This is a genomic window from Brevibacillus sp. NPDC003359, assembly GCF_042878995.1.
Lineage (GTDB): Bacteria > Bacillota > Bacilli > Brevibacillales > Brevibacillaceae > Brevibacillus.
Window position 1 is genome coordinate 115,252 of record NZ_JBIAOR010000004.1, and the last position, 23,189, is coordinate 138,440.

General features: G+C 43.9%; 28 protein-coding genes. 18 read left to right on the forward strand and 10 right to left on the reverse strand.

The genetic code is table 11. The features are described 5' to 3' along the window. The first annotated feature begins 188 nt into the window (after window positions 1-188). From ACFYU8_RS14480 to ACFYU8_RS14495, 4 genes are all read left to right on the forward strand, one after another. Window positions 189-1,502, forward strand: coding sequence for an MFS transporter (locus ACFYU8_RS14480; RefSeq protein WP_390300353.1), 1,314 nt, complete (start codon window positions 189-191; stop codon window positions 1,500-1,502). 218 nt (window positions 1,503-1,720) lie between these two features. Beyond that, window positions 1,721-2,179: a TetR/AcrR family transcriptional regulator gene (locus ACFYU8_RS14485; protein WP_390300351.1), complete on the forward strand. Its 459-nt coding sequence runs from the start codon at window positions 1,721-1,723 to the stop codon at window positions 2,177-2,179. 6 nt (window positions 2,180-2,185) lie between these two features. After that, window positions 2,186-2,611 carry a GNAT family N-acetyltransferase gene (locus tag ACFYU8_RS14490; RefSeq protein ID WP_390300349.1) on the forward strand — a complete coding sequence of 142 codons (426 nt, stop codon included), beginning with the start codon at window positions 2,186-2,188 and terminating at the stop codon, window positions 2,609-2,611. Window positions 2,612-3,022: 411 nt separating this feature from the next. Further along, window positions 3,023-3,244, forward strand: coding sequence for a BRO-N domain-containing protein (locus ACFYU8_RS14495; protein WP_390300347.1), 222 nt, complete (start codon window positions 3,023-3,025; stop codon window positions 3,242-3,244). 114 nt (window positions 3,245-3,358) lie between these two features. Here the strand turns inward: ACFYU8_RS14495 and ACFYU8_RS14500 are convergent, their stop codons facing one another. The 6 genes from ACFYU8_RS14500 to lepB (ACFYU8_RS14525) all read right to left on the reverse strand — a co-directional run bounded on the left by ACFYU8_RS14500 (window position 3,359) and on the right by lepB (ACFYU8_RS14525) (window position 5,897). Beyond that, window positions 3,359-3,664, reverse strand: a complete 306-nt coding sequence (locus ACFYU8_RS14500; RefSeq protein ID WP_390300345.1) for an NIPSNAP family protein — start codon at window positions 3,662-3,664, stop codon at window positions 3,359-3,361. Window positions 3,665-3,763: 99 nt separating this feature from the next. Continuing rightward, window positions 3,764-4,003 carry a hypothetical protein gene (locus ACFYU8_RS14505; protein ID WP_390300343.1) on the reverse strand — a complete coding sequence of 80 codons (240 nt, stop codon included), beginning with the start codon at window positions 4,001-4,003 and terminating at the stop codon, window positions 3,764-3,766. Window positions 4,004-4,230: 227 nt separating this feature from the next. Further along, window positions 4,231-4,695, reverse strand: a complete 465-nt coding sequence (locus ACFYU8_RS14510; protein WP_390300341.1) for a GNAT family N-acetyltransferase — start codon at window positions 4,693-4,695, stop codon at window positions 4,231-4,233. A 213-nt stretch (window positions 4,696-4,908) separates the two neighbouring features. Then, window positions 4,909-5,283, reverse strand: a complete 375-nt coding sequence (locus tag ACFYU8_RS14515; protein WP_390300339.1) for a DUF2500 domain-containing protein — start codon at window positions 5,281-5,283, stop codon at window positions 4,909-4,911. Window positions 5,284-5,431: 148 nt separating this feature from the next. Continuing rightward, window positions 5,432-5,644: a signal peptidase I gene (gene lepB / locus ACFYU8_RS14520; protein WP_390300337.1), complete on the reverse strand. Its 213-nt coding sequence runs from the start codon at window positions 5,642-5,644 to the stop codon at window positions 5,432-5,434. After that, window positions 5,613-5,897, reverse strand: a complete 285-nt coding sequence (gene lepB / locus ACFYU8_RS14525; RefSeq protein WP_390300335.1) for a signal peptidase I — start codon at window positions 5,895-5,897, stop codon at window positions 5,613-5,615. The genes lepB (ACFYU8_RS14520) and lepB (ACFYU8_RS14525) overlap by 32 nt, the downstream gene beginning before the upstream one ends. A 76-nt stretch (window positions 5,898-5,973) precedes the next feature. Here lepB (ACFYU8_RS14525) and ACFYU8_RS14530 point away from each other — a divergent pair, with 76 nt between their 5' ends. Then, on the forward strand, window positions 5,974-6,117 hold the full coding sequence (locus ACFYU8_RS14530; protein WP_390300333.1) for a hypothetical protein: 144 nt from the start codon (window positions 5,974-5,976) through the stop codon (window positions 6,115-6,117). Between the two features lie 144 nt (window positions 6,118-6,261). On the opposite strand, the gene ACFYU8_RS14535 is transcribed toward ACFYU8_RS14530, so the two are convergent. Both ACFYU8_RS14535 and ACFYU8_RS14540 read right to left on the reverse strand, forming a co-directional pair. Beyond that, window positions 6,262-6,792 carry an ECF transporter S component gene (locus ACFYU8_RS14535; protein ID WP_390300331.1) on the reverse strand — a complete coding sequence of 177 codons (531 nt, stop codon included), beginning with the start codon at window positions 6,790-6,792 and terminating at the stop codon, window positions 6,262-6,264. 973 nt (window positions 6,793-7,765) lie between these two features. Continuing rightward, a complete protein-coding gene (locus ACFYU8_RS14540; RefSeq protein ID WP_390300329.1) occupies window positions 7,766-8,341 on the reverse strand; it encodes an NAD(P)H-dependent oxidoreductase in 576 nt (191 codons plus the stop codon). Between the two features lie 142 nt (window positions 8,342-8,483). Here ACFYU8_RS14540 and ACFYU8_RS14545 point away from each other — a divergent pair, with 142 nt between their 5' ends. From ACFYU8_RS14545 to ACFYU8_RS14570, 6 genes are all read left to right on the forward strand, one after another. Further along, the gene (locus ACFYU8_RS14545; protein WP_390300327.1) at window positions 8,484-9,503 is read left to right on the forward strand and encodes an AraC family transcriptional regulator; all 1,020 of its coding nucleotides are present in this window, start codon (window positions 8,484-8,486) and stop codon (window positions 9,501-9,503) included. Window positions 9,504-9,629: 126 nt separating this feature from the next. After that, on the forward strand, window positions 9,630-10,283 hold the full coding sequence (locus ACFYU8_RS14550; protein WP_390300325.1) for a TetR/AcrR family transcriptional regulator: 654 nt from the start codon (window positions 9,630-9,632) through the stop codon (window positions 10,281-10,283). Window positions 10,284-10,298: 15 nt separating this feature from the next. Continuing rightward, window positions 10,299-10,667, forward strand: a complete 369-nt coding sequence (locus ACFYU8_RS14555; protein ID WP_390300323.1) for a DUF4180 domain-containing protein — start codon at window positions 10,299-10,301, stop codon at window positions 10,665-10,667. A 2-nt stretch (window positions 10,668-10,669) separates the two neighbouring features. Next, window positions 10,670-11,344: a formylglycine-generating enzyme family protein gene (locus ACFYU8_RS14560; protein ID WP_390300321.1), complete on the forward strand. Its 675-nt coding sequence runs from the start codon at window positions 10,670-10,672 to the stop codon at window positions 11,342-11,344. A 73-nt stretch (window positions 11,345-11,417) separates the two neighbouring features. Continuing rightward, entirely contained in the window at window positions 11,418-11,969 is a 552-nt protein-coding gene (locus tag ACFYU8_RS14565; protein ID WP_390300319.1) for a MarR family transcriptional regulator, read from the forward strand. 74 nt (window positions 11,970-12,043) lie between these two features. Next, entirely contained in the window at window positions 12,044-13,249 is a 1,206-nt protein-coding gene (locus tag ACFYU8_RS14570) for an MFS transporter (protein WP_390300317.1), read from the forward strand. 36 nt (window positions 13,250-13,285) lie between these two features. Here the strand turns inward: ACFYU8_RS14570 and ACFYU8_RS14575 are convergent, their stop codons facing one another. Together ACFYU8_RS14575 and ACFYU8_RS14580 are read right to left on the reverse strand one after the other, a co-directional pair. After that, a complete protein-coding gene (locus ACFYU8_RS14575; protein ID WP_390300315.1) occupies window positions 13,286-14,758 on the reverse strand; it encodes an MFS transporter in 1,473 nt (490 codons plus the stop codon). A gap of 94 nt (window positions 14,759-14,852) precedes the next feature. Then, window positions 14,853-15,830: an oxidoreductase gene (locus ACFYU8_RS14580; RefSeq protein ID WP_390300313.1), complete on the reverse strand. Its 978-nt coding sequence runs from the start codon at window positions 15,828-15,830 to the stop codon at window positions 14,853-14,855. Between the two features lie 148 nt (window positions 15,831-15,978). Here ACFYU8_RS14580 and ACFYU8_RS14585 point away from each other — a divergent pair, with 148 nt between their 5' ends. The 7 genes from ACFYU8_RS14585 to ACFYU8_RS14615 all read left to right on the forward strand — a co-directional run bounded on the left by ACFYU8_RS14585 (window position 15,979) and on the right by ACFYU8_RS14615 (window position 23,176). After that, on the forward strand, window positions 15,979-16,413 hold the full coding sequence (locus ACFYU8_RS14585; protein WP_390300311.1) for an Lrp/AsnC family transcriptional regulator: 435 nt from the start codon (window positions 15,979-15,981) through the stop codon (window positions 16,411-16,413). A 285-nt stretch (window positions 16,414-16,698) separates the two neighbouring features. Beyond that, window positions 16,699-17,466: an ABC transporter ATP-binding protein gene (locus ACFYU8_RS14590; RefSeq protein ID WP_390300309.1), complete on the forward strand. Its 768-nt coding sequence runs from the start codon at window positions 16,699-16,701 to the stop codon at window positions 17,464-17,466. Next, window positions 17,453-19,381 (forward strand): FtsX-like permease family protein, encoded by a 1,929-nt coding sequence (locus ACFYU8_RS14595; RefSeq protein WP_390300307.1) that lies wholly within the window; start codon window positions 17,453-17,455, stop codon window positions 19,379-19,381. The genes ACFYU8_RS14590 and ACFYU8_RS14595 overlap by 14 nt, the downstream gene beginning before the upstream one ends. Window positions 19,382-19,401: 20 nt before the next feature. Then, window positions 19,402-19,773 (forward strand): YxeA family protein, encoded by a 372-nt coding sequence (locus ACFYU8_RS14600; RefSeq protein ID WP_390300305.1) that lies wholly within the window; start codon window positions 19,402-19,404, stop codon window positions 19,771-19,773. Between the two features lie 106 nt (window positions 19,774-19,879). Further along, the gene (locus ACFYU8_RS14605; protein WP_390300303.1) at window positions 19,880-20,578 is read left to right on the forward strand and encodes a response regulator transcription factor; all 699 of its coding nucleotides are present in this window, start codon (window positions 19,880-19,882) and stop codon (window positions 20,576-20,578) included. Between the two features lie 3 nt (window positions 20,579-20,581). Then, window positions 20,582-21,994, forward strand: a complete 1,413-nt coding sequence (locus ACFYU8_RS14610; protein WP_390300301.1) for a sensor histidine kinase — start codon at window positions 20,582-20,584, stop codon at window positions 21,992-21,994. A gap of 45 nt (window positions 21,995-22,039) precedes the next feature. After that, window positions 22,040-23,176, forward strand: coding sequence for a VanZ family protein (locus ACFYU8_RS14615; protein ID WP_390300299.1), 1,137 nt, complete (start codon window positions 22,040-22,042; stop codon window positions 23,174-23,176). The last annotated feature ends 13 nt before the right edge of the window (window positions 23,177-23,189 follow it).

The window sequence follows — 23,189 nt, forward strand, 5'->3', positions numbered from 1 at the left end:
AGATTCTAGCAAAACAAACAACTTAGAATAAGAACAGTTCTTCGAGAATCCATCCGGGTCAATATGTAACCCCTTTCAAAGCAAACAATGCCCCCATCATTCTTGAGAAAAGGTATTGTTTCAATTGAAAGCGGTTAAACTATCCCAATTGTAAATGGATTCGGGTCAATCATAAGGAGGGGTCAGCAATGAAGTCATCGAGTGATCGTGCAGAGACGCGGCGCATCACAAGCAACATCTTTAAAGGTTCACTAGGGAACCTGATTGAGTGGTATGACTGGTATGTATATGCAGCTTTTGCGGTGTATTTCTCGTCTCAGTTTTTTCCAAAAGGCGACGCTACCAGCCAGTTGCTGAATACTGCCGCTGTTTTTGCTATCGGATTTTTAATGAGACCGATCGGGAGCTTGCTCCTGGGCCGATACGCTGACCGTCATGGACGCCGTGCCGCTCTGACGCTGTCTGTTACCATCATGGCAGGTGGTTCACTGGTGATTGCAGTAACACCAAACTATGAAACCATCGGCGTGTTTGCGCCTATTATTCTCGTTCTTGCCCGCCTGCTCCAAGGTCTATCGCTTGGCGGGGAATACGGAACATCTGCCACGTACCTGTCCGAGATGGCTGCGAGTGGTCGACGAGGGTTCTATTCTAGCTTTCAGTACGTCACGCTGATCAGTGGACAATTGTTGGCATTGGGTGTGCAAATTATCCTGCAGCAAATACTCCCGGAAGAAGCCATGATGGCCTGGGGCTGGCGAATTCCTTTCATCATCGGAGCATTTGGAGCAGTAGCCGTGTTGTGGCTGCGCCGTAGTATGGACGAATCGGAGCAATATACCAAGATGGAGTCGAAAAACAAGGAGAAGGCGGGTACACTTCGTGAGCTGATGAAGCATCCGAAGGCGGTGCTGGCAGTCGTCGGCCTTACGCTCGGGGGAACCATCGCCTTTAACACCTATACGACCTATTTGCAAAAGTTCATGGTGATTACGGTAGGAATGCCGAAAGAAGTAGTCAGCTGGATTAACTTTACCGCATTGCTCATATTCGTCGTCTTGCAGCCGATTGCCGGTATGCTGTCCGACCGAATTGGACGGCGCCCGCTACTGATTGGTTTCGGTGTTCTTGGAACGTTGTGGACCGTACCGATGTTTTTTCTCCTGGAACAAACCACTAGCCCATATGTCGCTTTCTTGCTGATGCTGTCCGGTCTTATCATTGTTACCGGCTATACGTCCATCAACGCGATCGTGAAAGCCGAGATGTTTCCTACCGCCATTCGCGCTCTGGGCGTAGGCTTTCCATATGGGGTGACCGTCGCGATCTTTGGAGGAACAGCGGAGTTCATCGCGCTATGGTTCAAAAGCATCGGGAACGAGTCTCTCTTCTATTACTATGTAGCAGCTTGTATTGCCATAAGTCTCCTCGTTTACTGGCGGATGGACGAGTCGTCGAAAAACTCCAAGATCGAAGCTGAGCTGAACACTGCAAAGGACTAGATTGAAGAATATAGGGGCAACGAAAAACGGCAGAGATGCCGTTTTTTTGCATTACCGAACTGTAAAAGATTGCATTTCAAAACTCGAGGTCCCCCAATGTTGCGCACTGCGACAAAGCAGAAAATACAATCAGCAGCCATGCAGTTATTCGTTCAAAAGGATTCGGGTCTACGAATGTCCAGGACATTGCGGATACGGCTGGCATCAGCATCGGACTTTTGTATCGGCATTACAAATCAAAAGAAACCTTGTTTGACGACCTGGTGGATTACGCGCTTGCAGGTATGCAGAAAAACATCGATTTTTTCGAGTCGGCTGCGTCACCCAAACAAGCATTTGATCAGTTTGTGAAAGAAATTCACAGCGACATGACGACAGGCGATGAGTTTGCGAATTTGCTGATACTGATGGCTCAATCGTTTCTAGCTGGGGGAGGAACAAGCGTCAAACAAAGCGAGGTAGCACGGCTTAGCGACAACATGTTTCGCGCTACAGCCCAGCTTGTCAAAAAAGGTCAGGCGCTCGGCGAATTCCGATCAGGGGACCCAGATGAAATGGTCGTATTTTTCTATTCGACACTTCACGGCCTAGCTATGATGAAAATGATGCGAAAAAACAACTTCACGATGCCTTCACCTTCTATCCTCACTTCTTTTCTATACAAGGAAGGAGAATAACCGTACATGTTTACCGTGATCAGGGCGGATCAAGTAGAATTCGATGCAAGAGAGCAAATGTCTCAGATTTTTGCGGAGGGATTCACGCAGTGGCTTGGCTTTTTTTCCAATGACGAGCAAACCATTGCAAGAGCTTTTGCTCACATGTTCGTTTTGAATCAATTTTATGTAGCGGTAACGGATGATCGCAAAGTTGCGGGCATGGCTGCATGCACGGATGGCACTGTCTCTTCGGTAAAGCTCAATCAAAAAGAGCTACGAAAACAATTGGGATTCTATAAAGGCACCCTCGCCGGACTCTTTTTGAAAAAAGAATTTGAAGCTACTCTAGAGGAACCATCTCCCATGAAATGCACCATCGATTTCGTCGGAACGGCTCCCGAATTCAGAGGGCAGGGGGCGGCAATGATGATTCTCCGTCATATGATGTGAAATACCCCGTATGAACAATTTCTCATCGAAGAGGTAGCGGATACGAATATACCCGCTATGAAGCTATACCAGAAATTAGGGTTCCAAGTATATAGCCGGAAGCCTGTCCCTTTAAAGAGAGCTCAAAAAATTGGAATTAATCATTTTATATCGTTGAAATACGAAAAATCGCTCAAGGGATAGCTGATCCTCTGAGCGGTTTTTTTGTTTTACACGCCAATCTCGTACGAAGAAAGCTGCTGTTACGCGGACGGAAGGTTTTCCCTTCTCTTTTAGAGCCTCCTAAACGGCCTGCAGGGGCTTTCCAGTCACGGGAATCACTGCGCTTGTTAGGGATGACCCGAAACAGATGGGAATGCTGGATCGCATGAGAAGTTCAAGGACAACGGGAAGTGAGGGGAGGAATATACAATGCATGCACTTCAAAACGTTTTTAACTATCAAGATAAACAGATTCGAGTAGTGGTAAAGGATGGAGAATCTAGGTTTGTGGCCCGTGACGTTTGCGCTGTCCTTGAGATTGTAAACAGCAGAGACGCAGTTGCTCGACTTGACGAGGATGAGAAGGGTAGCTTTGGCGGAAATGGACCGCATCAGAACAGAAGTGATCTGGATCAATCCAGTGGCAGCTGATCAAGTGGGGCAGCAGACAATCTTCTCGCTGCTCGGCATATAGCGGATGGATATAAAATGCTCATTATATAAAAAAGCCCATCCTATCTAAGGATGGACAAGGTTGAAGAAGAATTATTCAAACACCGGACGCAAGAAACTTCGCTCGTAACTGATGATGCACTTTGTTTGCTCTGCGAGTGAGAAGGCAAGTTGGCAATCTTCATCGACCAGTATTTTCTTTCGATAATCTTCATATTCTGCCAAACTAGGAAAACTAAATAAGGCATAAGCAATATTATTAGCACCTTCATGAGGAAGGAAATAGCCATGATGATGTCCGCCAAACTTGTTGACAAGAGGTATCCACATCTTTGCATATTCTTCAAAAACATTTACCTGATAGGGATCAATAACATATTTCAAGTAACAAGTGACCATTTCTCCACTCCCTAATGGTTTTTCCTAAATCTTACTGTACAACAGTATTAGGAACAAGAGGGGATATGGTTATACAAAATGTGTATTTAAAAAAGACTTTTAATAAAAGTCTCGTGGATTTGAATCACATTCTATTTTTAAAAGCTTAAACCAATTTCTCAGGAATGTTCGTGTATCTGAGACTGTTAGAGCAACATCGCCTTTTTGAATATCGATGTATAGGCTATAGCCTCCATCAGATTTAGACTCAATTGGAATCAAGTCAATGAATTCGTTAAAATCTTTTACTACTTCGGTGACTCTATCCATTTGTGGTTTTGTTACATCACTTACAATCATCAAAAACTGTCTCTTCAACAATACACCCCATTGTTTTTATTTTCATTATATCACAGTAATGAAAACCGGGTGGGAAACGACAAGTTGGCAACTTATCGATCTTATCAGAAGTGAAAGAGATATGTGTCGATGGGTTTATCAAAAACAATCAATTTGTTAAATGGGGTCAGCAGGTAAGCTTGAAAAAATGCCGGTATCCCGTACGTAATAGATACCGGCCTCCACTTCTATTCAAGTGTATAGTCGTAGCGAATGAAGCCTTTATGATGAGCAATTTTGTCATAAAGAGCACGAGCAATGAAATTGTCCTGGCGGGTTTGCCAGTACAGTGCAGAAGCTTTTTGTTCTCGAGCAGCTTGAGCGACCCGTTCTATAAGGGCGCGGGCCACCCCATGTCCGCGAGCAGTTTCGTCAACGAAGAGGTCTTGCAGGTAGCACACATCTTCTTTCCAGACCGTAGGCTGAAAAACGTAGTGGGTGATTCCGATCAAGTTTCCATGAAGATGCGCACCGAAACCGAATATCCTATCGCCAATGAGCAGTCGGTTCCAGATCTCATCGTATGTGGAATCTGGGAGCTCTGTCTCGTAAAAGGCTTTGTAGCTTCGAGCCAATACGTCCCAACGCTTGCGATCCTCTGCTCTTAGCGGAGCGATCTCAAGCATGATACTCTTGTTCGTTTTTTCAGCCATTTGAAAATCAAACCTCCTAGTTGTCATCATTAAAGATTTAATAAGCATATTATCACGAATCTTTCACTTAATAAGGATGCAGAAAATCGTTTCAATACCAGGTCAGAGAAGGGTTAAGTCAAAATATTGCTTTTGTAGTTGGAATACTACTGGGGATTGGGAGAAAGAGAGTTTTTAACAAAGGAGATAGGAATGTAGAAAGACGACCCTATTTTACAAAGGTCGTCTGCTGAATTCCTTATATCTGGTGCCTTGATAAGTTAATATGCCTGTATCTCCTTCGACCAGTAAGCCATACTCACTACCTTTTACATGAAATTCTAGTCTTTCTCCATTGCTTAGTTCAAAAGTAAGGTAATAGTATGTGGATACACTGGTATCATTACCGCCACCTGAAGTTCTTGTGCGTTTACTAATTATTTTTGCAGGTTGAGTTAAGATTGGGGAGGCATTATTTGACATCCAAATCCTGATACCATTTATGATCGCTCCTAAAATGAAAAGTACAATTATTCCAGCAATCACTAAAAACCACCAGGGCGGACCAAAACCACTAGAGAAAGATGGTCCAAAGTCATTTGCGAACATTCTATTATCACTCCAATATTTCGTTTACATGTTATACGTAAAAATATGGCTATTGTTTCCTTTTAAAGTAAAAAGTCTATTTAACATACTATTTCTGGAGTAAAAAAATCCACGCACTTTAAACGGAGCGTGGAAAAATAAGGACTAATTAATTTGAGGGTAACTTGTTTGTCATCTTGCCTAATATTTGATTTACATGAACCGGACCGATCACTCTGCTATCTAGACTATTTAAACGATTATCACCTAAAACAAATATTGTATCTTCGGGGATAGTTATAGGCCCGAAATCCTCAGTCAGATAGAGATTTTCTTTTTTGGCTACATTTTTAGCTGAAGTCAAGTACGGTTCGTCGACCACTTTGCGTTTCTCCAGGCAACGCAATGACCCTTTTAACGTGTTGTCGATCTTTCTCTACTTGGAAAATAACGATATCTCCACGTTGGATAGGATGGGAGTCATAGAAGGTTTTATCAACAAGAAACTGATCGTTGCTGCTCAAGGTAGGGGCCATACTCTCACCTTCAGAAATAAAGACACTCTTGGATTGGTCAGGTTGGACAGAAGGAAAACTTGCCAAAATAAAAGACAATATGAGGAAGAGCGTTTTCATTAGTATCACCTTATTGTTTTTCCTGATTTTATCCAATTAATTTCAAAAAGAAAAGCCCCCAGCCGGGAGCCCGAATATGTGTCCGGAAGAGGGCCAGCCTATAAATGATCCAGAGGCCGGTGAACAGATGACGTACAAGCGAAACTACGTTGCTTTCCGGAATAGCGAAGAGGTCGACGGCATGTTGATAAGTGAGGTCAAGCAAGGTCAAGCAAGGTAAAGATGGCTTTGGAGTCATGGACGATAATCTGGTTATTGTGCTGCCGGCCTTCCCCAAAGGTAATTTGTACTGCTCCCACGCGTTTCCCGATCTTTTTATTTTTGCAAAAAAGGAAGGATGGAGCTTTGCCCCATCCTTCCTTTTTTAACCTTGCCCAACAATCTTCTTCAAGCGTCCCACCAGCGGGATGACAATAACCGCTGCTACAACCACCTGCAAAACGTTCCCCGGAATGGAGCCAAACGGCTGAATCCAGTTCCCGTAAAGAATTACCTCAACAAAGTAGTAGCCCACGATCTTAATCACCAATGCAGCGGCAACTGCGAGTGCGTACACAAATACGCGATTGCCAGGAACCTTTTCGGCGATGAGGCCAGCTACATAGCCCATTGCACCTACGATCACGAAGGTAAACGGTGCCCAGGGTGTCCAACCAGAGATAAGGTCGAAGAGGCCCATACCAAAAGCTCCTGCGATGGCTCCTGTTTTTCTGCCGTATACAAAGGCAGCGATTAAAAGAGGCACGTTACCGAGATGAATGAGGCCACCGTTCCCCATGATAGGGAGTCGCAAATTAATGAACATGGTGGCTGCGAGAGTAAAAGCGATAAAAAGTGCGTTAATAACCAAGGTTTTCGTCTTTGTTGCTTTTCTTGATGAAAAAGTAGAATCCATATGATAGCCTCTTTCTTTTTTAACTACTATCATACTCAGAATCATGTACATAATAAATACACTTTGTATGATTTATTTGCGTTCTACGCTAGAAAAGATTTACTTTAGATGTAGTTTTTTTAGGGGCAAAACTGCAATAAAAAATTTTCAATTAACTCGATGTGCGCTTTTGGTAAGCGGATATCGAATTAGGGTAGATACTTAAACTGATAGGGGTAGCATTCGATCCCATGAGTTTTATCTTAAAGAAATTCTAAATGTCTTGTCTTTCTTCTCTTTCCTGGATTTTTACTAATAGAAAAAATATTCACTTTCGAATTACCGAAACGTTATATCATACTTAGTTTTCAGTATGATTAGTAATTTTTTCAATCCTTGTGTAAGTAAGACAAGAAAAATCATTATTAGAGGTAAAAACCTTCCTGTCCATGTATATACATAATAGGTTGATGCGATAATAAATAGCCATTTCGAAAAAAATGTATTTCAGTTAGTTCTTTAATTTCGAGCTGTATAATGAATATAGATAATGAATTTAAAATTAGGTAGTATATTTCAATCAACCAAACATAATGCAAAAGATGATAGACATTAACGCCCTTTGCTTTTTCCTCAGTAATTTTATTTCCTAAGTTAATTAAGAAGCTCAACATTTGTTCCCCCTTAAATAATTCAAGGTTTCCTGATACTCTATTTTTAGATATGAGTTTTTTCACTTAATAAGGTTCTTGCTAATAAAGCGTGTATTCTGTTCCGACAAAAAAGCCAAATTTATATCACGTAGGGAGTTGTGTAAAATATTAACATTAGTATAGCATTTGTCTTGTGTCATCTGATCAACTTACTAAAGTTACTTCAGTATTTTTGCTTTTTGGAAGTGAGATTACTCAGTATCCGACTTTCAAGCAGAAAAGGGCTATCCCCACCCTCAGCCTTTTTCAAGACGATTGGGAAAGCCTTTTTAATAGTGTGCTTAGGCTAGCCTCTCCCCAAGCTTTTTCACCTGCTCTAGCCACTTCTTGCGTTTTTCCTGCGATGCAGCATTCACCCCACTGATCTCCGTAACCTTCACAGGCTTGATCCCACAAAACTTCAAAATGTTGCGTTTCATCACGAGATGTCCGGCTTGCCAGTAGATCAAGCGGTTGTACCAAGATGGGAAATCCATGGTCACAATCAGATGCGCGGTTTTGCCCGTTAACAGCTTATCCCATAGAGACGAACCCTCCCGATATTTATAGGCGAATCCGGATAATAAGACACGATCGAAAAATCCCTTCAAGATAGCGGGCATCGTGCCCCACCAGGTCGGATAGACAATGACCAAATGATCGGCCCAACGGATGAGGTCCTGTGCTTCTTTTAAGTCATCCTCCAGCTCCGTTCTTTTCCGATATCCGTACTTCAGATTCGGGTCGAAAGAAATTTGGCTTAAGTCAATGGTGCGAATCTGTGCTTTTTTGCTTGCGGCTCCTTTCATATAGGCGTGCGCCAACGCAGAGCAATAGCTCTCGGGATCTGGATGTCCGATGATAACGAGAATGTTCATTTTCATGTCCCCCTGTAGAGTTGATTCCATATCCGACAGATCGTGGTAAACTGAACTGTATTCAGCATATCGTGTGGAAGGAAACAGATGAATGATCGAAAGCGCATAAATGTTGTGGATTTACGCAAAGGAGGTACCGTACTTGGAAAATGCGCAGGGGTTTGCGATTTCGATGGTGTATCCGATTATGAAGACAATTACTCACAAAAGGTTTGATTTCGAGCGTTTTTGTGACCATATTTCTTTTGACGTTACTTTGTTGCAGGATGTGGAGGCGCGCATTGCCGAAGCGGAGCTCGAGCGATTGATGAAGGAAGCTGCGATTTACACGCAGGATGATCATTTCGGACTGCATCAAGGACAGTTAACCGATATTGCCGATCTGGGCATTCTTGGCTATGTCATGATGCATTCGGAAAAAATCGTCGATGCATTGAAGGCTTATCAGCGGTATCACGTGATCCTTTGCAGCGGGTACGAGCTGGATTGGGAAGAGCGAGGGAACGATGTCTTCCTACGTTTTCATAGACAAAGCCCTGGGAGCGTGTCTCGACATTGTATGGAAGATATGGTCAGCTCCTTGTACCACTTGATCGTCCGTATGAGTCATCGCGCCATTCCGTTACAGGAGATACATTTCACACACGACGCTACGGCCGATATCGCTCCTTATTTGAATCTATTTGGAATGGAGCCACACTTTGGTGGAAAAGAAAATGGACTCTTGATCAGCAAGGAAGTTTTGCAATACCCGATCCTGTATTCAGATGTCCGGCTGCGTAAAGCTTTTGAACCAATCGCGGAAGAAATTAGAGAGAGGCTGATCAGAGGGCGGGAATTTTCAGACCGTGTGTTTCAATGGATGATGGGATGCATGCCTGCGGCTTTTCCGACCTTACAGCAAACAGCCGCTGCTTTTCACATGAGTACGAGATCTCTGCAAGCGAAATTAAAGGCAGAGGACACTTCCTATCATGAATTGTCCACGAATGTCCGAAAAGAAATGGCGTTGGGGTATTTACAGCAAGCGGAGCATTCCATTGGGGAGATTGCGTACCTGCTGCATTTTTCAGATCCAAGCGCCTTTCAAAATGCTTTCAAGAAATGGACAGGGCTGACACCGGGGCAATATCGGATCAGTCGCCAAGCACTTGCCATGTAACGTCATGATGGAACACGCTGAGTAAGCGTGTTTTTTTTTTTGAACCTATTCGTTTGACAAACTGGAAAATAATTGTGTACACTTTTTTTATTCCGACCGTACAGTATAAATAAACGAGGTAAGATCATGCCCAAATTAGGAATGGAACCAAAGCGCCGAGCAGATGTCATAAATGCGACCCTAACTTGTATTAGCATTCACGGGATTGATGGCATGACGTTGGATAAGGTGGCGGAGTATGCGGACTGCTCAAAGGGAGTCGTCACGTATTATTTTAAGAATAAGGATCAATTGACGAGTGAAGCCTTTCAGGCATTCTTGGCCTATTATGGATTGAAAATCGAATCTGACATCGAAAACACCATGACAGCCCAGGAAATGATTGACGTTACGCTGAAGCATATCTTGCCGCCATACGGTGACGACAAGGAAAAACGGATCAATGTTTCGCAGCTGGATGGGATTGATACCATGTATATCCCGCAAGAAGATCAAGCAAGACTCTTTGTCCAGTTCTTCTCGAAAGCCGCGTTGAATCCCCATTTGCAAGAAGTCGCTGCGAAGAGCTATACGAGAGATTTGCAAGGCATCGCAAAGATTTTTGATTGCGGTAATCAGACAGGGCAAATGTCTGTAGAGGATTCGCAAAGCGCTGCCTACGGTCTACTTGCGATGGTCGTAGGTCTGAGCTTCTTTCGAGTAGCGAGCATTCCGCTTGCAAACGGCGAAGACAATCGATCTATTTGTGAGAATTATGTAAGTAAGGTTACGAAAGGATAAACGAGGAGGGTGGATATGAAAATTACGAAGGTAGAAACAGGAGTGGGAAACATTGCGGTCGTGAGCGGAACAGAGGTATTAATAGAGGATGTGCAGTCCGCATTGGATCTGATCGCAACTGTACATTATGAAGCAGACAGTCATCGTATCATTCTCGACAAATCATTGCTTCACGAAAGCTTTTTCGATTTGAAAACACGCTTGGCAGGTGAAATCCTTCAGAAGTTCATCAATTATCGGGTAAAAGTGGCGATTGTAGGGGATTTTTCGGTGTACACAAGTAAAAGTCTAAAAGACTTCATCTATGAATCCAACAATGGAAAAGACATCTTTTTTTTGCCGACTGAAGAGCAGGCGATTGAAAAGTTAAGCCAGGTGAAATAGAGATGGAACAGGCGTACACCATGGTGAACATCCCAGCAGGGCAAATCGAATTGAGGGACGATCGAATCAAGGCGACATGGACAACCGAGGTGAACTCTTTTTTACTCGCACCGGTTCCTGTTACGAATGAGTTATACTTCTCGGTTGTCCAAAAAGCAGCTGGACCGAATGACCACTCTCAGGCTCCCGTAGTAAATGTCTCGTGGGACGATGCGATTTCGTTTTGCAATCGGCTTTCTCAGCAAGCGGGTCTCACGGAATGCTACTCGATAAGTGAAGATGGTGAGCGTGTCGTATGGAACGAGGAAGCCGATGGCTATCGTCTACCTACAGAGGCGGAATGGCAGTACGCGTGCAAAGCAGGGACGGGTGGTTACCGGTACGGCGAGCTGAATGAGATCGCATGGTATCAAGAGAACTCTATGGGTACAACACATGCGGTAGGACAAAAGCTGCCGAATGCGTGGGGGCTCTATGACATGCTCGGAAATGTTTGGGAGTGGTGCTGGGATCTTTACGATGCGAATGTATACGGCTCCTACCGAATTTTTCGCGGTGGCAGTTGGGCGGAAGAGGCCAGAGGCTGTGGAGCGACATGTCGCCGCCGGAGTCACCCTACGTTTCGAATCGATGATCTTGGCTTTCGTGTTGCCAGGTCCGTTGGAAGAAGGTTCTAGGGTGTTGCAAAAGCTAAACAAATACGTTACATTAATTTTAGTTAGATAATCTAATTATATTTCAAGGTGGATTATGAGCAGAAAAAACAAGAGAGAGCATACATCTGATCAATTGCCAAAACTAGGTATTCAGCCATATTTGGATCTGATGGAAAAAACAGCTCTGCAAAATACGGATCGCAAATTGGCTCATTTGGGGTTATTGATGCTATGGCTGGGGGATAACGCCATAGACGCCATTGATTTGAATTTGGAGACATTCGGCATAACGGAGAGTAAATGGGACGTGTTGCTATTGCTTACGTTACATGAAGACAGAGAGCTTATCACCCCCTCTTCGCTTGCAGACAGGCTGGGTATTCGGCGTGCCTCTGTCACAGCTTTGCTGGACTGGCTGGAAAAAAGGCACTGGATAATCAGGGAGCAAAGCACGCTGGATGGCCGCAAGATTCATGTCAAAATAACACAGGAAGGCAGAGAATTAGTAGCCAGAGCACTGCCCGTTTTCTGGTCTGCCTGCTCCTCCATTATGAGCGAATTAGAAGAGGAAGAAAGGATGCTGCTGGAAAAAATCTTGATGAAGTTGAATCGCAGCATGGAAGAGAAACTGGGGGTGGGAAGATAAGATCATATTTTTTTATGAATATAATTAGACAATCTAACTATAATGTTTGTAAATCATTGAGAAAGAGGTGTGCCATGTCACAGCGAAACTACTCACTCATGACTGCAATCCTATGCTGGTCTGGAATCGTCATCATGTCGAGCTTATACGTCACGATTCCCCTTATGACTATCTTTGCCGATCTTTTCCGTATTACATTGACACAGGCTGCAGCAACAGGTAGTGCATTTTCGGTTGGGTTTGCCATAGGGTGCCTGATTTATGGACCGTTGTCCGAAAAGTATGGCCGCAAGAACGTTATTGTGATCGGGCTGATTGCGCTGACTCTTTTTTCTATATTGCTTGGTAGTGCCAATCATTTTGCATGGATCATTGTACTCAGGAGCTTGCAAGGTGCTGCGGCTGCTACGTTCTCGCCTGTTGCGCTCGCCTATGCTGTGGAAATGTTCCCTGCGGAAAAACGGGTAACGGCAATCGGATTTATCAGCACAGGATTTTTGGCGGCAGGAATCATTGGGCAAGTGATCAGTAGCTTCATGAGTCAACAATACAGTTGGCACGCTGTATTCTATATGCTTGCTGCTATCTATTTCGTGACAATGCTCGTGGTGATGAGGTGGCTGCCAAAAGAAGAGAGTCCCCTTGCTACCGTTAATATTTGGGAGCCGATTAAGCGAATTCCCTCCATGTTCAAACGAAAAAATATCGTCTTGAGCTACATGATCGCTCTTGTATTGCTAATGTCATTCGTTAATATGTATACGGTCTTGGGCAGTTATTTGGCGGGACCTGATTTTGGGCTAAGCAACAAGGATATTCTGCTTGTTCGAACGATTGGTATAGTGGGCATGCTCATTTCTCCGCTGGCGGGCGGGCTGGCAAAACGGTTTGGCTTACGTACCGTACTACGTTGCGGGCTAGGTCTAGCAGTGGTCAGTATGGCTTCTCTCGGTATGATATCGAACTTGTCTCTTTTGATCGGTACGAGTGTGCTTTTCGTTGCCGGAATTGCGTTATCTGTTCCTTCTCTGATCACGCTTATTGGACAGCTGGGGGGCAAATCGCGGGGAATTGCGGTTTCGGTTTATACGTTTATCCTGTTTTCGGGAACAAGTCTTGGGCCGATCTTGTCCATCCGTTTTATGAAATTTGGCAGCTATGAACTAACTTTTGTACTGCTTGCAATCGTACTTGGCATTGGTCTGTTGGCTGCATGCCTGATTCGTAGTGATTCCGCGGTTGAGAGTATTAGCACAAAACCTCCTTCGCCACTAGCTTAGTGGTTAAGGAGGTTTTGTTGGTATAAACGACGGCTGCTATCGATTATTTTGTTGATTCAACAAGCGTTCTCGCTGCTTATGCATGGCAATGAAAGCGGCAAACACGAGCAGCAGGCTTCCTGTGAACAGAAATCCTTCCTCGATGGAGAAGGGCAGCCAACCTAAAAGGCCTGAGCCGACAACCACACCGAGAGAGAAGAAGGCGTATAAGTAACCGTGTGCTTTACCCAGTAATTCTTGCGGTGTTGATTGAATGAGCATCGTATTGACAGAGGGAAACAAGAGCGCAAAGCCTATCCCATATAGTCCTAACACGCAGTACAGTGCCAATGTCGTGTTGGATTGACCAATAAGCAGCTGACTCACGCCCATGAAACCAATTCCGATGGATATTGTTTTGGAAGGGGCAACACGATCAAAAATCCGGTTGGTCGGAAGCACAAAAAGCAGGACGGCAATCATCCCAAAAGTGCTCATTAATGTACCGCTTAATTTCGAATCATATCCAAGCGATTGGACATGCAAGGGCAAAAGGTAAGCGATCACACCTTGTGAAAACATGAGCAAAAAGGCACCGCCATAAGCCTTAATAATTCCAGCATTGAAGATCAAAGCTGAGGATGGAACGTCCTTCTTAAGCTTCTCTTTCTTGCAAGCCTGAGTGGATTGCAAAAAAATGACGGATAGGATGACTAGGAAAAAGCCCATAACAGCTACACATGTAAAGACAAAAGGCACAGAGGTTTTGCTTGCCATAATGCCGCTGAATGCAGGGCCGATAATCGCTGCGAGTCCCACAAAGGTACCAGTGAAAGCAACCTTTCGCCCTTGCTGCTCATGGGCAGTGTTATTCGCAGAGAAAGTAAAAGCAGCAGGAACTATCAAACCGGCAACAAATCCGTGAATGATTCGCACGATAATCAACAAAAACGGCTGATCGACAATGTGATACAGCAGCAAGGCACAACTGGATAAAACCAATCCGATCAACAGTGGCTTGGATGGACCGACCTTATCTGTCAGCATGCCAGAGATAATATTGCCAAAGGTATTGGCTAACGAATACAGACCAATGACAAAACCTATAACAAATGAGCTGGCACCTACGGAAGCAGCAAAGGTACTCATGACCGGCAGCTGCGAGAACAAATCAAAGAACGAGAAAAAAACGATGCCGTATACGAGCAGGGCATTATTAAACGGCTTCAGAGGATACACATCCTGTGCCTTTTTCAGTCTGCGATCGAGAAAGAAGTTCCCAAACGGCACAAAAGCGGCGAGTAACGCAGCAAGAGACCAGAGCAGACTCCATCTCACGCGAGTAGCCACATAGAGTATCGCCAGAGCATACAAGCAAAATATTCCACCGTGAATACTTCCTGTGATGGTTACGGCTTTGTCAAAGCCCCACACGTATTTCAAGGGCATCGCGATGCCCATCAATACTAATAAAGAAAGGCCATCGAATAGACCTGTAAGACGTAAAAAGTATATTGGATGTACCCGCACTTGTGACTCTCCTCATTTTTTATGAAGTGATGCCTCTATCCTACCATTTTTTTTGATGAAGAAAGTGAACAAATTCGGGTCATTCCTGTGTCGATTAGGCAAATAAAATACGTTCTGCATAATCAGGGTCTTCCAAGAGAGGGCGACCAATCGCGATACTATCAACGAGTTTGTCTTCGAGAATTCGATTGGCGAGACTGCGGCTATATATTTTTCCCACGGCAATGACCGGAATGCTGAAATGTTGTTTGATCGCAGCTGCGTGAGGCAACTGATAAGCCGTATAGACGTCACTAGGCTGGATCGGGAGCAGTCCCCCTGTTGAGACATCGATCGCATCCAATTCAGACTCAAGCGGCTTTAGCATTTGTACCCAGTCTTCCGGGGTTAGACCGCCCTGGACAAAATCTGTGGCAGAAACACGGATCATAACGGGATAATCCCGTCCCACTTCTGCTCGAATCGCCAGAAGTACGTCTTGTAAAAAGCGTGCCCTGTTCTCGGGAGTACCACCATAATCATCCGTTCGCGAGTTGGACAAAGGCGATAAAAATTGATGAAGCAAAAAGCCGTGCGCCGCGTGAAGCTCAATGCCATCAAAGCCGGCTTCGACGCTCCGCTTTGCCGCCAAACGGTATTCTTCGACGATGCTCTTCATTTCGGCAAGAGACAGCGACTCAGGGGTCCCGTAGTAATCATCGTACGCAATCGCACTTGGTGCGACCAATTGCTTCGTTACATCAGGTGAAGCCTTCCTCCCGCCGTGCGACAACTGGATGAAGATCGGGGTGTACTCTGAGTGAACAGCTTCTGTTATCTTGCGCAAAGGCTCCACATGTTGGTCGGTAAAAATGCCGATGTCGTTGTGAAACAGTCTGCCGTTGGCTGAGACGGCGGTCGATTCCACAATCACCAGGGACACATACTTGGCTCTTCGGCTGTAAAACTCGATATGATGGTCGGTGGAAAAGCCTTCCGGAGTACCCCTATACTGCTGCATGGGCGACATGATAAGCCGATTTTTTAAGCGCAAGCTGCCTATGTTGATTGGCTCGTTTATGGTAAATGTCATGTTCTCATTCTCCTCTTCTGTTTATGAGTGACATTTTATGGGAGATCGCATACAATTTACATAAGTTTTTGAAGGTAATTCGATTTATTTACCTTACATTTTCATTTGTTTCAGGTATTCTACTTTCGAAAAATGAGGTGTTATGTGGATGGACCAAATCGATCATAAAATTTTGTCGGTGCTTCACGAGAATGCCCGGATTCCCATTTCCGAGCTGAGCCGCATGATCGCGATGTCACAGCCGGCTGTAACGGAAAGAGTGCGAAAGCTGGAGGAGCAGGGCGTCATAACTGCTTATCGGACGGAGCTTTCTCCCCAGAAGCTCGGCAAGCACACCACTGCATTTGTCTTGTTTAAAACGAGTGTGTGCAAGGATTTCATTGCATTCAGCGAACGAGCACCTGAGATTGTCGATCTCTACAGAATCAGTGGGGAGTACAATTACTTGATGAAGGTGCTGACTGAGACGACCGAGTCACTGGCTACCTTTTTGGATACATGCCATGTTTACGGATTTTCCACACCTTTAATTGTGCTCTCGAAATCATTCGAGAATAAAAGCTTGGTTCCAAGTACGGAGTAAGAAAAACGCAATTCTGGCATTCGTGAAAAGGTAGGGCTAACAAATAGGATTGGAGAGGGGATAAAAACTTCTGACGGAACGGGGATTTATTTTTCCATGTTCTACGCAGATTAGCAAAGTATGTTCCCGAATAGTAACGTGGGAGGCGTCCGAGGGAGGGCGCTTTTTTGCTTTTCGGATGCTATTTTTAAGGTTTATATAAGGTTTAGATAAAAATGCTCTAAGGTTCGATCGTTATGATAAATGCAGTACGAAAAAATGAGTTGCATTTGAAAGGATAGCGATATGAAAACCATTCTGGAAGCAATCAACGTGCAAAAAACATTTGGCACAAAAGGAAATGTGTATACCGCCCTGCAAGATATTAACTTAAAAATACAAGAGGGTGAATTTGTCGGAATCATGGGCCCGTCCGGAGCCGGCAAATCAACCTTACTCAATATTTTTTCGACCATCGATATGCCCTCTTCGGGTAAGGTCGTTATTGCTGATCAAAATATCGTCTACATGAACGAAGAGCAATTATCAGACTTTCGCCGGAATAAGCTGGGTTTTATTTTTCAAGACTATAATCTTCTCGATACGTTGACTGTCAAAGAAAATATTTTGCTTCCGCTTGCCTTGTCGAAGGTGCCAGCCGCTGAAATCGAAAAGAGAGTCAACGAGATAGCGGACACGTTCGGCATTCGAGAAATCTTAGACAAATACCCTTACCATATTTCAGGGGGTCAAAAACAACGGACAGCGGCTTCGCGGGCCATCGTGGCAAATCCAAGCCTCATTTTGGCGGACGAGCCCACAGGTGCGCTTGATTCCAAATCGGCAGCAAGCTTACTAGAAAGCTTAAGCAGACTCAATGAAACCAATCAATCTACTATTCTGATGGTCACGCATGATGCGTATGCGGCGAGTTACTGCAAACGGGTTATTTTCATCAAGGATGGTCAGCTCTTTACCGAGTTCCACAAAGAAAAGCAGTCCCGGAAGGCGTTTTTCCAAAAGATACTGGAGATTCTTGCTTCGCTTGGGGGTGGGTATCATGACGCTCTTTAGCATTGCCAGAAAAAATATCCGAAAAAATTTCACCAACTATTTTATCTATTTTGCTTCGATGATTTTTAGTATTGTGATTTACTTCACATTTGTTTCCTTAAAGTATGACGATTCCATTCAGCTGGCCGCCGAAGGGTCGAATAAAATCAGTTCTGTATTTAGCGGAGCGTCGGTCGTGTTAATGATCTTCGTGGCCATCTTTATCTGGTATTCCAACGCATTCTTCACACGTAAACGCAAGAAGGAGGTCGGGCTTTACTCCTTGCTCGGCGTACGCAAGAAGCAGATCGGCCGCATGCTTTTTTACGAGAACTTCATAATGGGAATCATCGCACTCCTGATCGGAATTGCTCTTGGTTCCGTGTTGTCCAAGTTTTTTGTTGCGGTATTAATGAAGGTCATGGGTTATGATGCCATCGCTAATTTCTCTGTTTCATCCGAGGCAATTATAAACACGATCACCGTCTTCTCTATCATTACGTTGATAAATTCGCTCCAAGGCTATCGGTTAATTTATCGCTTCAAATTAATCGAACTCTTTCGCGCGGATCAAGAAAGCGAAAAAGAACCAAGAACGTCTTGGATCACTGCTATCTTATCGGTTGCGTTGATTGGCTTCGGTTATTGGCTTACGCTGCAAAACATCTTTGAGTCAGCGATATGGAGAAAAGTAGGGATAATGGCAACGCCGCTCCTCATCTTACTAACCGTCATTCTCGGTACGTATCTCCTATTCGGTGTTTTCAGCGTTACGCTATTGAAAAGGTTAAGAAACCATAAGAAGAGTTATTGGAATGGCATTAACGTAATAGGGATTTCTCAGCTGCTGTACCGAATGAAAGGAAATGCCCGCACGTTAACCATCATTGCTGTACTAAGCGCCACGACGCTCACATCTGTTGGAACGGCATACAGCTTGTATTACAACAATAGAAGCACTGTCGAAAAGGTGAATCCGAACAGCATGATGTTTATCGCTACGGACAGCCGTTTAACCAAACAGGTGGAGGAATTGATTTCGAAGCATCCCAATCATGAAGTTCTTTATCATCGAACCATTCCGGTTATTCAGATGGATGTAGATACTGGTGATCTGGATGATGGAAGTAATGAACGGACATATACCGTGATGTCAAATCGTGAATTCAACCAATTGACCCAATTACAAGGAAAAGACGATGTGCTTTCCTTACAAGCTCAGGAAGCCGTTTTATTAGACCCCTATTACATTGAGGGTATTTCCCCTCAATATGTCGGGACAAGGCTCCCTTTAAAAGCGAAGGGCGGCGAAGTGATTATAACGATCAAGGATCGAAAGGATTACAACGTCTTGAATCTGCAAACGGTCTTTTCGACGATCGTCGTCAGCGATGAGCTGTTCGTCCGCTTGCAACAAGAAGTGAATCAGGCGAGCTTGGTAGCATATGCCATTACGCAGGAAGATCAGGCCAAGCAATTAACCAAAGAGATTCAAGCGATCTTACCCGAAAAAGCAAGATTTGCAAGCTTCTATCAGGACTATGCACAAGGATTGGAAACTTCCGGTTTACTCATTTTTATGGGCGGATTTCTGGGACTCGTTTTCCTGGCTGCAACTGGTAGCATCATTTACTTTAAACAGCTAACGGAAGCCTATGCAGACAAAGGGCGATATGAGATTTTATACAAAATCGGCGTCAGAAAAAAAGAAATCAAAAAAACCATTGCCAAACAAGTCTTGTTCATCTTCGCGCTTCCCTTGCTGGCTGGTATCGCGCATAGTGCCGTCGCCCTAACGCCTTTATCGCGGATGTTGCAAATGAACTTAGTCGTTCCTGTGGTGATTTGTATGGCGATCTATACATGCATGTACACCGCCTACTATTTCTTGACCGTCCATGCGTACTACAAAATCGTAACGAAAACAAAATCATAAACTTTTAAAGGAGACTATCTATGAAAAAGACAACCATCATCGTATTATCAGTCATACTTGCTCTTATGATAGGAGCTGTACTCTTGCTTCAAAACGTGAATTTTAACAGATTGGGTGCAGATGAGTATTATGTTCAGATTAATAAAGAAGGGAAAAAGAATGAAGTTACGCTGGATAGCGGGGAGAAGTTTGTCTCGTACGATTATACGCTGCAAGGCTATAACGCAAATGGCGAGGAAAAAACACTCAACTTTATGGCGATGAAAGAGCTGCGTAAAGATGCCTATCTGTGCGTATTCGTAAAAGAAGAAAAAGGAGTTACCTCCTATCAGGAAGTGAAAGTGGACGAACTGCCTGATAAAGCGAAAGAAAAATTGTCAATCCAGCAGTAAACTAAAGAAGGTTATGCCGAAGTCATTCAAGGATGGCTTCGGTGTATCCTTGTTTGTTCAAGGAAAGGATAAGCAATAATTCTAGTTTTGGCAGGGGGGCTTCTACGTGAGCAAAGTACTGATTGTGGACGATGAAGAGGATATCGTCAGACTGTTGAAAACGGTTCTGATCAAGGAAGGCATCGAGAATGTATACACGGCTTCAACGGCAGCCGAAGGATTTGGGCAGTTTCAAGACAAGCATCCAGATGTTGTGATTTTGGATATTATGCTTCCAGACGGGGAAGGCTATGACGTATGCAAAAAGATCAGAAGCATCTCACATGTCCCGATCTTGTTTCTATCCGCAAAAACGGAAGAAGTGGATAAACTAGTAGGCTTGGCCATCGGCGGTGACGACTATATTGGCAAACCGTTCAGTCCGAAAGAAGTGGCCTATCGAGTGAAAGCACAGTTAAGAAGAGCTGAATATCAGCAAGTTCAAGTAAAGGCGGATCCTATCATTAAGGTCGGCCCATTTGTCTTTGATGAAGAAAAGGTCGAGTTGCGAAAGCATGGAACCATCATCGATTTGAAACCGAAAGAGTTGAGGCTGTTCACCCATTTTCTCAAGCATCCTAACCAAATTATCAGCAAAGAAAAGCTGTACTACCAAGTATGGGGTGAAGATTTCTTTGGCTTTGACAATACCGTGATGGTACACATCAGAAAATTACGAGAGAAAATAGAGGATGATCCTTCCAATCCAACATACCTGTTAACGGTGAAGGGCTTGGGATATAAGCTGGCGGTAAAGGATGAATAATGGATGAATTGGAGGGTGACTGGGAGATTTCTGGCGTCTGTTGTTTTGATTGTCATCTTGGTTGTACTAAGCAATATTGTTCTTCTTGTTTTGGCGATAGTGGTCACCACAACGGAGTGGGATGAAACTGCAATAAGCGAGAAGGGAAACTCTGCTGAAGCAATAACCAGTCGTTTCCATGAGCAAATTATCATTTCGAATCATCAGGCGACGCTTACAGACAAAGGGAAAGCCGAGCTGGATCAGCATAACGCATGGATACAAATTCTAGACGAAGATGGCAAACAGATCTTTGGCTATCGATTGCCGGTGGGTATTAAAGGAAAATATGCGCCCATAGACATTATCCAGATGTACAAATACAAAGAAATTGATATGAACACGATGGTCTTTATTGGTGAGAAGCAAACAGGTTCCAGCCATTATAGTTACTTTATCGGGTTTCAAAATCGAAATTTGCAAAGACACGTATTGTCCTATGATATCCGGGAGGTCGTGCAAGTTTTTAACATAGGAAGCATTCTCGTTCTGACCGTCGACGGATTGATCGCGCTGATCGTTGGATATTTTTTTAGCAAAAGACTAACGAAACCACTGCTGTCACTCATAGAGGGAATAAGAAAGCTCGCCAATAAGGAATACCATATCAACTATGAAGCGATTGGCATCTATAAAGATGTTTTCTACAATGTTAATAATTTATCACATGAACTAAGAGCGGCAGAAAATGAAAGAAAAAAATTAGATGTAATGAGAGAAGAGTGGATCGGCAATGTCTCTCACGATTTAAAAACGCCATTAGCGTCGATCCAAGGCTACGCAGAAATGATGAAAGACACCGAGTATGACTTTTCGTGTGAGGAAATGAGAGAGTTTGCGGAGATTATTGAACGAAAGTCATTGTACTTGAAAGATGTCATTGAGGATCTGAATTTATCTGCCCGCCTAAAAAATAAAGAATTGCGCTTGCACAAATCAAATAAGAACATCGTGACCCTGTTACGAAATGTCGTCATTGATACTTTGAACGATGCGAGATATGCAGACAGGAACATGGAATTCCGATTTAGCGATGAAATGATCAAAGTGGATATGGATGATATTCTGATTCGTAGAGCGATCACCAATTTGATCTACAATGCCATCGTCCATAATGATCCTTCCGTCCTCATCAAAGTAAGTGTAGAGAAAGGTCAGCGCACCCTGATCAGAATCGAGGACAACGGCAAAGGAATGAAAGAGCAGGAGCTCGATCGAATCTTTGACCGTTACTACCGGGGGACGAATACTGGAGAGCTGCACAAAGGCTCCGGGCTGGGTATGGCCATTGCGCGTGATATTATTGTGGCGCACGGTGGAGAAATAAAGGTGAATAGTTTATTGGGGCTAGGAACAAAGATTGAAATCCAAATATGAAAAAGGCTGCTACTCAGCTACACAACAGGTAAAAGGAGTACTCTCATGTCATCGTACGTATTTCCCATTCAATATGCTTTTCTTGTTTTTATGCTAGGTTCTTATTTATTGTTTGTTCCCTGGCTCATTTACACGTATAGAAAAGATGGATTTTTTAGTTGGTGGAGGTTCATTTTAAACGCCTCCTTTCTTTTTTATTTGCTTTGCTCTTTGTTTTTGGTGCTGCTTCCTTTGCCAGACACGAGGGATACTTGCGCGATGCAAGCAGAGAATACGGTTTATTATTCGCTGATTCCCTTTACCTTTGTCCGTGATATTCTCAAGGAAACTTCGATGGTATGGTCTCACCCATCCAGCTATATTCAACTCATATCAGAACGAGCTTTCTTGCAAGCCGCATTTAATTTTTTGCTACTGCTCCCATTTGGCGTTTATCTCCGGTACTTTTTTCAGAAGCGGGAATATTGGAAACGGGCTTTGGGGCTTGGTTTTGGGTTGTCGCTTTTCTTTGAGGTCACACAATTAACAGGAATTTATGGTATTTATAATTGTCCCTATCGACTGTTCGACGTCGATGATCTTATACTCAACAGCAGTGGTGTATTATTTGGATTTCTCATTGCTCCGATCATACTGGCTTTGTTTCCGTCCAATAAAAGCATAGAAGCGAAAAGAGAAAGTGTCATGGAGAGTGATAACGTCCTCCCTGTACCGCAATTGCTGGCGTTGTTGATCGACAGTATCACAGTTCAGTTCTTGTCGGATTTGTTTGGCTTTCTTCTTCCGGTTGGCTGGCTGACAGAGGTGATCAGTACCTCGCTCGGTATGCTGCTTTGCTTCTATTTCATTCCAATTTTATGGAATGGAAAGACAATTGGATCGGCGATTTTGCGGTTCAGACTGGTGAACGAAGAATCCGGGAAGCCATCCGCAATTGCTTTATTCAAGCGATATCTTGCGCTGTATTTCACTTGGTTTTTCATGTACACCTCGAATGCAATCAGTCAGATAGAGAGTTTAATGGAGTCGGCTTTTTATCCATTTCTTATCCTTTTCTCCTTTGGCGTCATCGTAGTGATTTCGCTTGTACTCCTCATTCACGGTCTGCTCGTGGTGTTTTCCGGCGGTAGACGCAGGTTTTATTTTGACTTTGCGTCCAGAATAAGACCAACTCGAAAGTGAATCCAAGAGAGGG

What these genes read in the sequence shown, in the direction of transcription:
- ACFYU8_RS14480 (WP_390300353.1), top strand. Translation starts at nt 189, where the DNA reads ATGAAGTCATCGAGTGATCGTGCAGAGACGCGGCGCATCACAAGCAAC.
- ACFYU8_RS14490 (WP_390300349.1), top strand. Translation starts at nt 2,186, where the DNA reads ATGTTTACCGTGATCAGGGCGGATCAAGTAGAATTCGATGCAAGAGAG.
- ACFYU8_RS14495 (WP_390300347.1), top strand. Translation starts at nt 3,023, where the DNA reads ATGCATGCACTTCAAAACGTTTTTAACTATCAAGATAAACAGATTCGA.
- ACFYU8_RS14500 (WP_390300345.1), bottom strand. Translation starts at nt 3,664, where the DNA reads ATGGTCACTTGTTACTTGAAATATGTTATTGATCCCTATCAGGTAAAT.
- ACFYU8_RS14505 (WP_390300343.1), bottom strand. Translation starts at nt 4,003, where the DNA reads ATGATTGTAAGTGATGTAACAAAACCACAAATGGATAGAGTCACCGAA.
- ACFYU8_RS14510 (WP_390300341.1), bottom strand. Translation starts at nt 4,695, where the DNA reads ATGGCTGAAAAAACGAACAAGAGTATCATGCTTGAGATCGCTCCGCTA.
- ACFYU8_RS14515 (WP_390300339.1), bottom strand. Translation starts at nt 5,283, where the DNA reads ATGTTCGCAAATGACTTTGGACCATCTTTCTCTAGTGGTTTTGGTCCG.
- lepB (WP_390300335.1), bottom strand. Translation starts at nt 5,897, where the DNA reads ATGAAAACGCTCTTCCTCATATTGTCTTTTATTTTGGCAAGTTTTCCT.
- ACFYU8_RS14530 (WP_390300333.1), top strand. Translation starts at nt 5,974, where the DNA reads ATGTGTCCGGAAGAGGGCCAGCCTATAAATGATCCAGAGGCCGGTGAA.
- ACFYU8_RS14535 (WP_390300331.1), bottom strand. Translation starts at nt 6,792, where the DNA reads ATGGATTCTACTTTTTCATCAAGAAAAGCAACAAAGACGAAAACCTTG.
- ACFYU8_RS14540 (WP_390300329.1), bottom strand. Translation starts at nt 8,341, where the DNA reads ATGAACATTCTCGTTATCATCGGACATCCAGATCCCGAGAGCTATTGC.
- ACFYU8_RS14550 (WP_390300325.1), top strand. Translation starts at nt 9,630, where the DNA reads ATGCCCAAATTAGGAATGGAACCAAAGCGCCGAGCAGATGTCATAAAT.
- ACFYU8_RS14555 (WP_390300323.1), top strand. Translation starts at nt 10,299, where the DNA reads ATGAAAATTACGAAGGTAGAAACAGGAGTGGGAAACATTGCGGTCGTG.
- ACFYU8_RS14560 (WP_390300321.1), top strand. Translation starts at nt 10,670, where the DNA reads ATGGAACAGGCGTACACCATGGTGAACATCCCAGCAGGGCAAATCGAA.
- ACFYU8_RS14565 (WP_390300319.1), top strand. Translation starts at nt 11,418, where the DNA reads ATGAGCAGAAAAAACAAGAGAGAGCATACATCTGATCAATTGCCAAAA.
- ACFYU8_RS14570 (WP_390300317.1), top strand. Translation starts at nt 12,044, where the DNA reads ATGTCACAGCGAAACTACTCACTCATGACTGCAATCCTATGCTGGTCT.
- ACFYU8_RS14580 (WP_390300313.1), bottom strand. Translation starts at nt 15,830, where the DNA reads ATGACATTTACCATAAACGAGCCAATCAACATAGGCAGCTTGCGCTTA.
- ACFYU8_RS14585 (WP_390300311.1), top strand. Translation starts at nt 15,979, where the DNA reads ATGGACCAAATCGATCATAAAATTTTGTCGGTGCTTCACGAGAATGCC.
- ACFYU8_RS14590 (WP_390300309.1), top strand. Translation starts at nt 16,699, where the DNA reads ATGAAAACCATTCTGGAAGCAATCAACGTGCAAAAAACATTTGGCACA.
- ACFYU8_RS14595 (WP_390300307.1), top strand. Translation starts at nt 17,453, where the DNA reads ATGACGCTCTTTAGCATTGCCAGAAAAAATATCCGAAAAAATTTCACC.
- ACFYU8_RS14600 (WP_390300305.1), top strand. Translation starts at nt 19,402, where the DNA reads ATGAAAAAGACAACCATCATCGTATTATCAGTCATACTTGCTCTTATG.
- ACFYU8_RS14610 (WP_390300301.1), top strand. Translation starts at nt 20,582, where the DNA reads ATGAATTGGAGGGTGACTGGGAGATTTCTGGCGTCTGTTGTTTTGATT.
- ACFYU8_RS14615 (WP_390300299.1), top strand. Translation starts at nt 22,040, where the DNA reads ATGTCATCGTACGTATTTCCCATTCAATATGCTTTTCTTGTTTTTATG.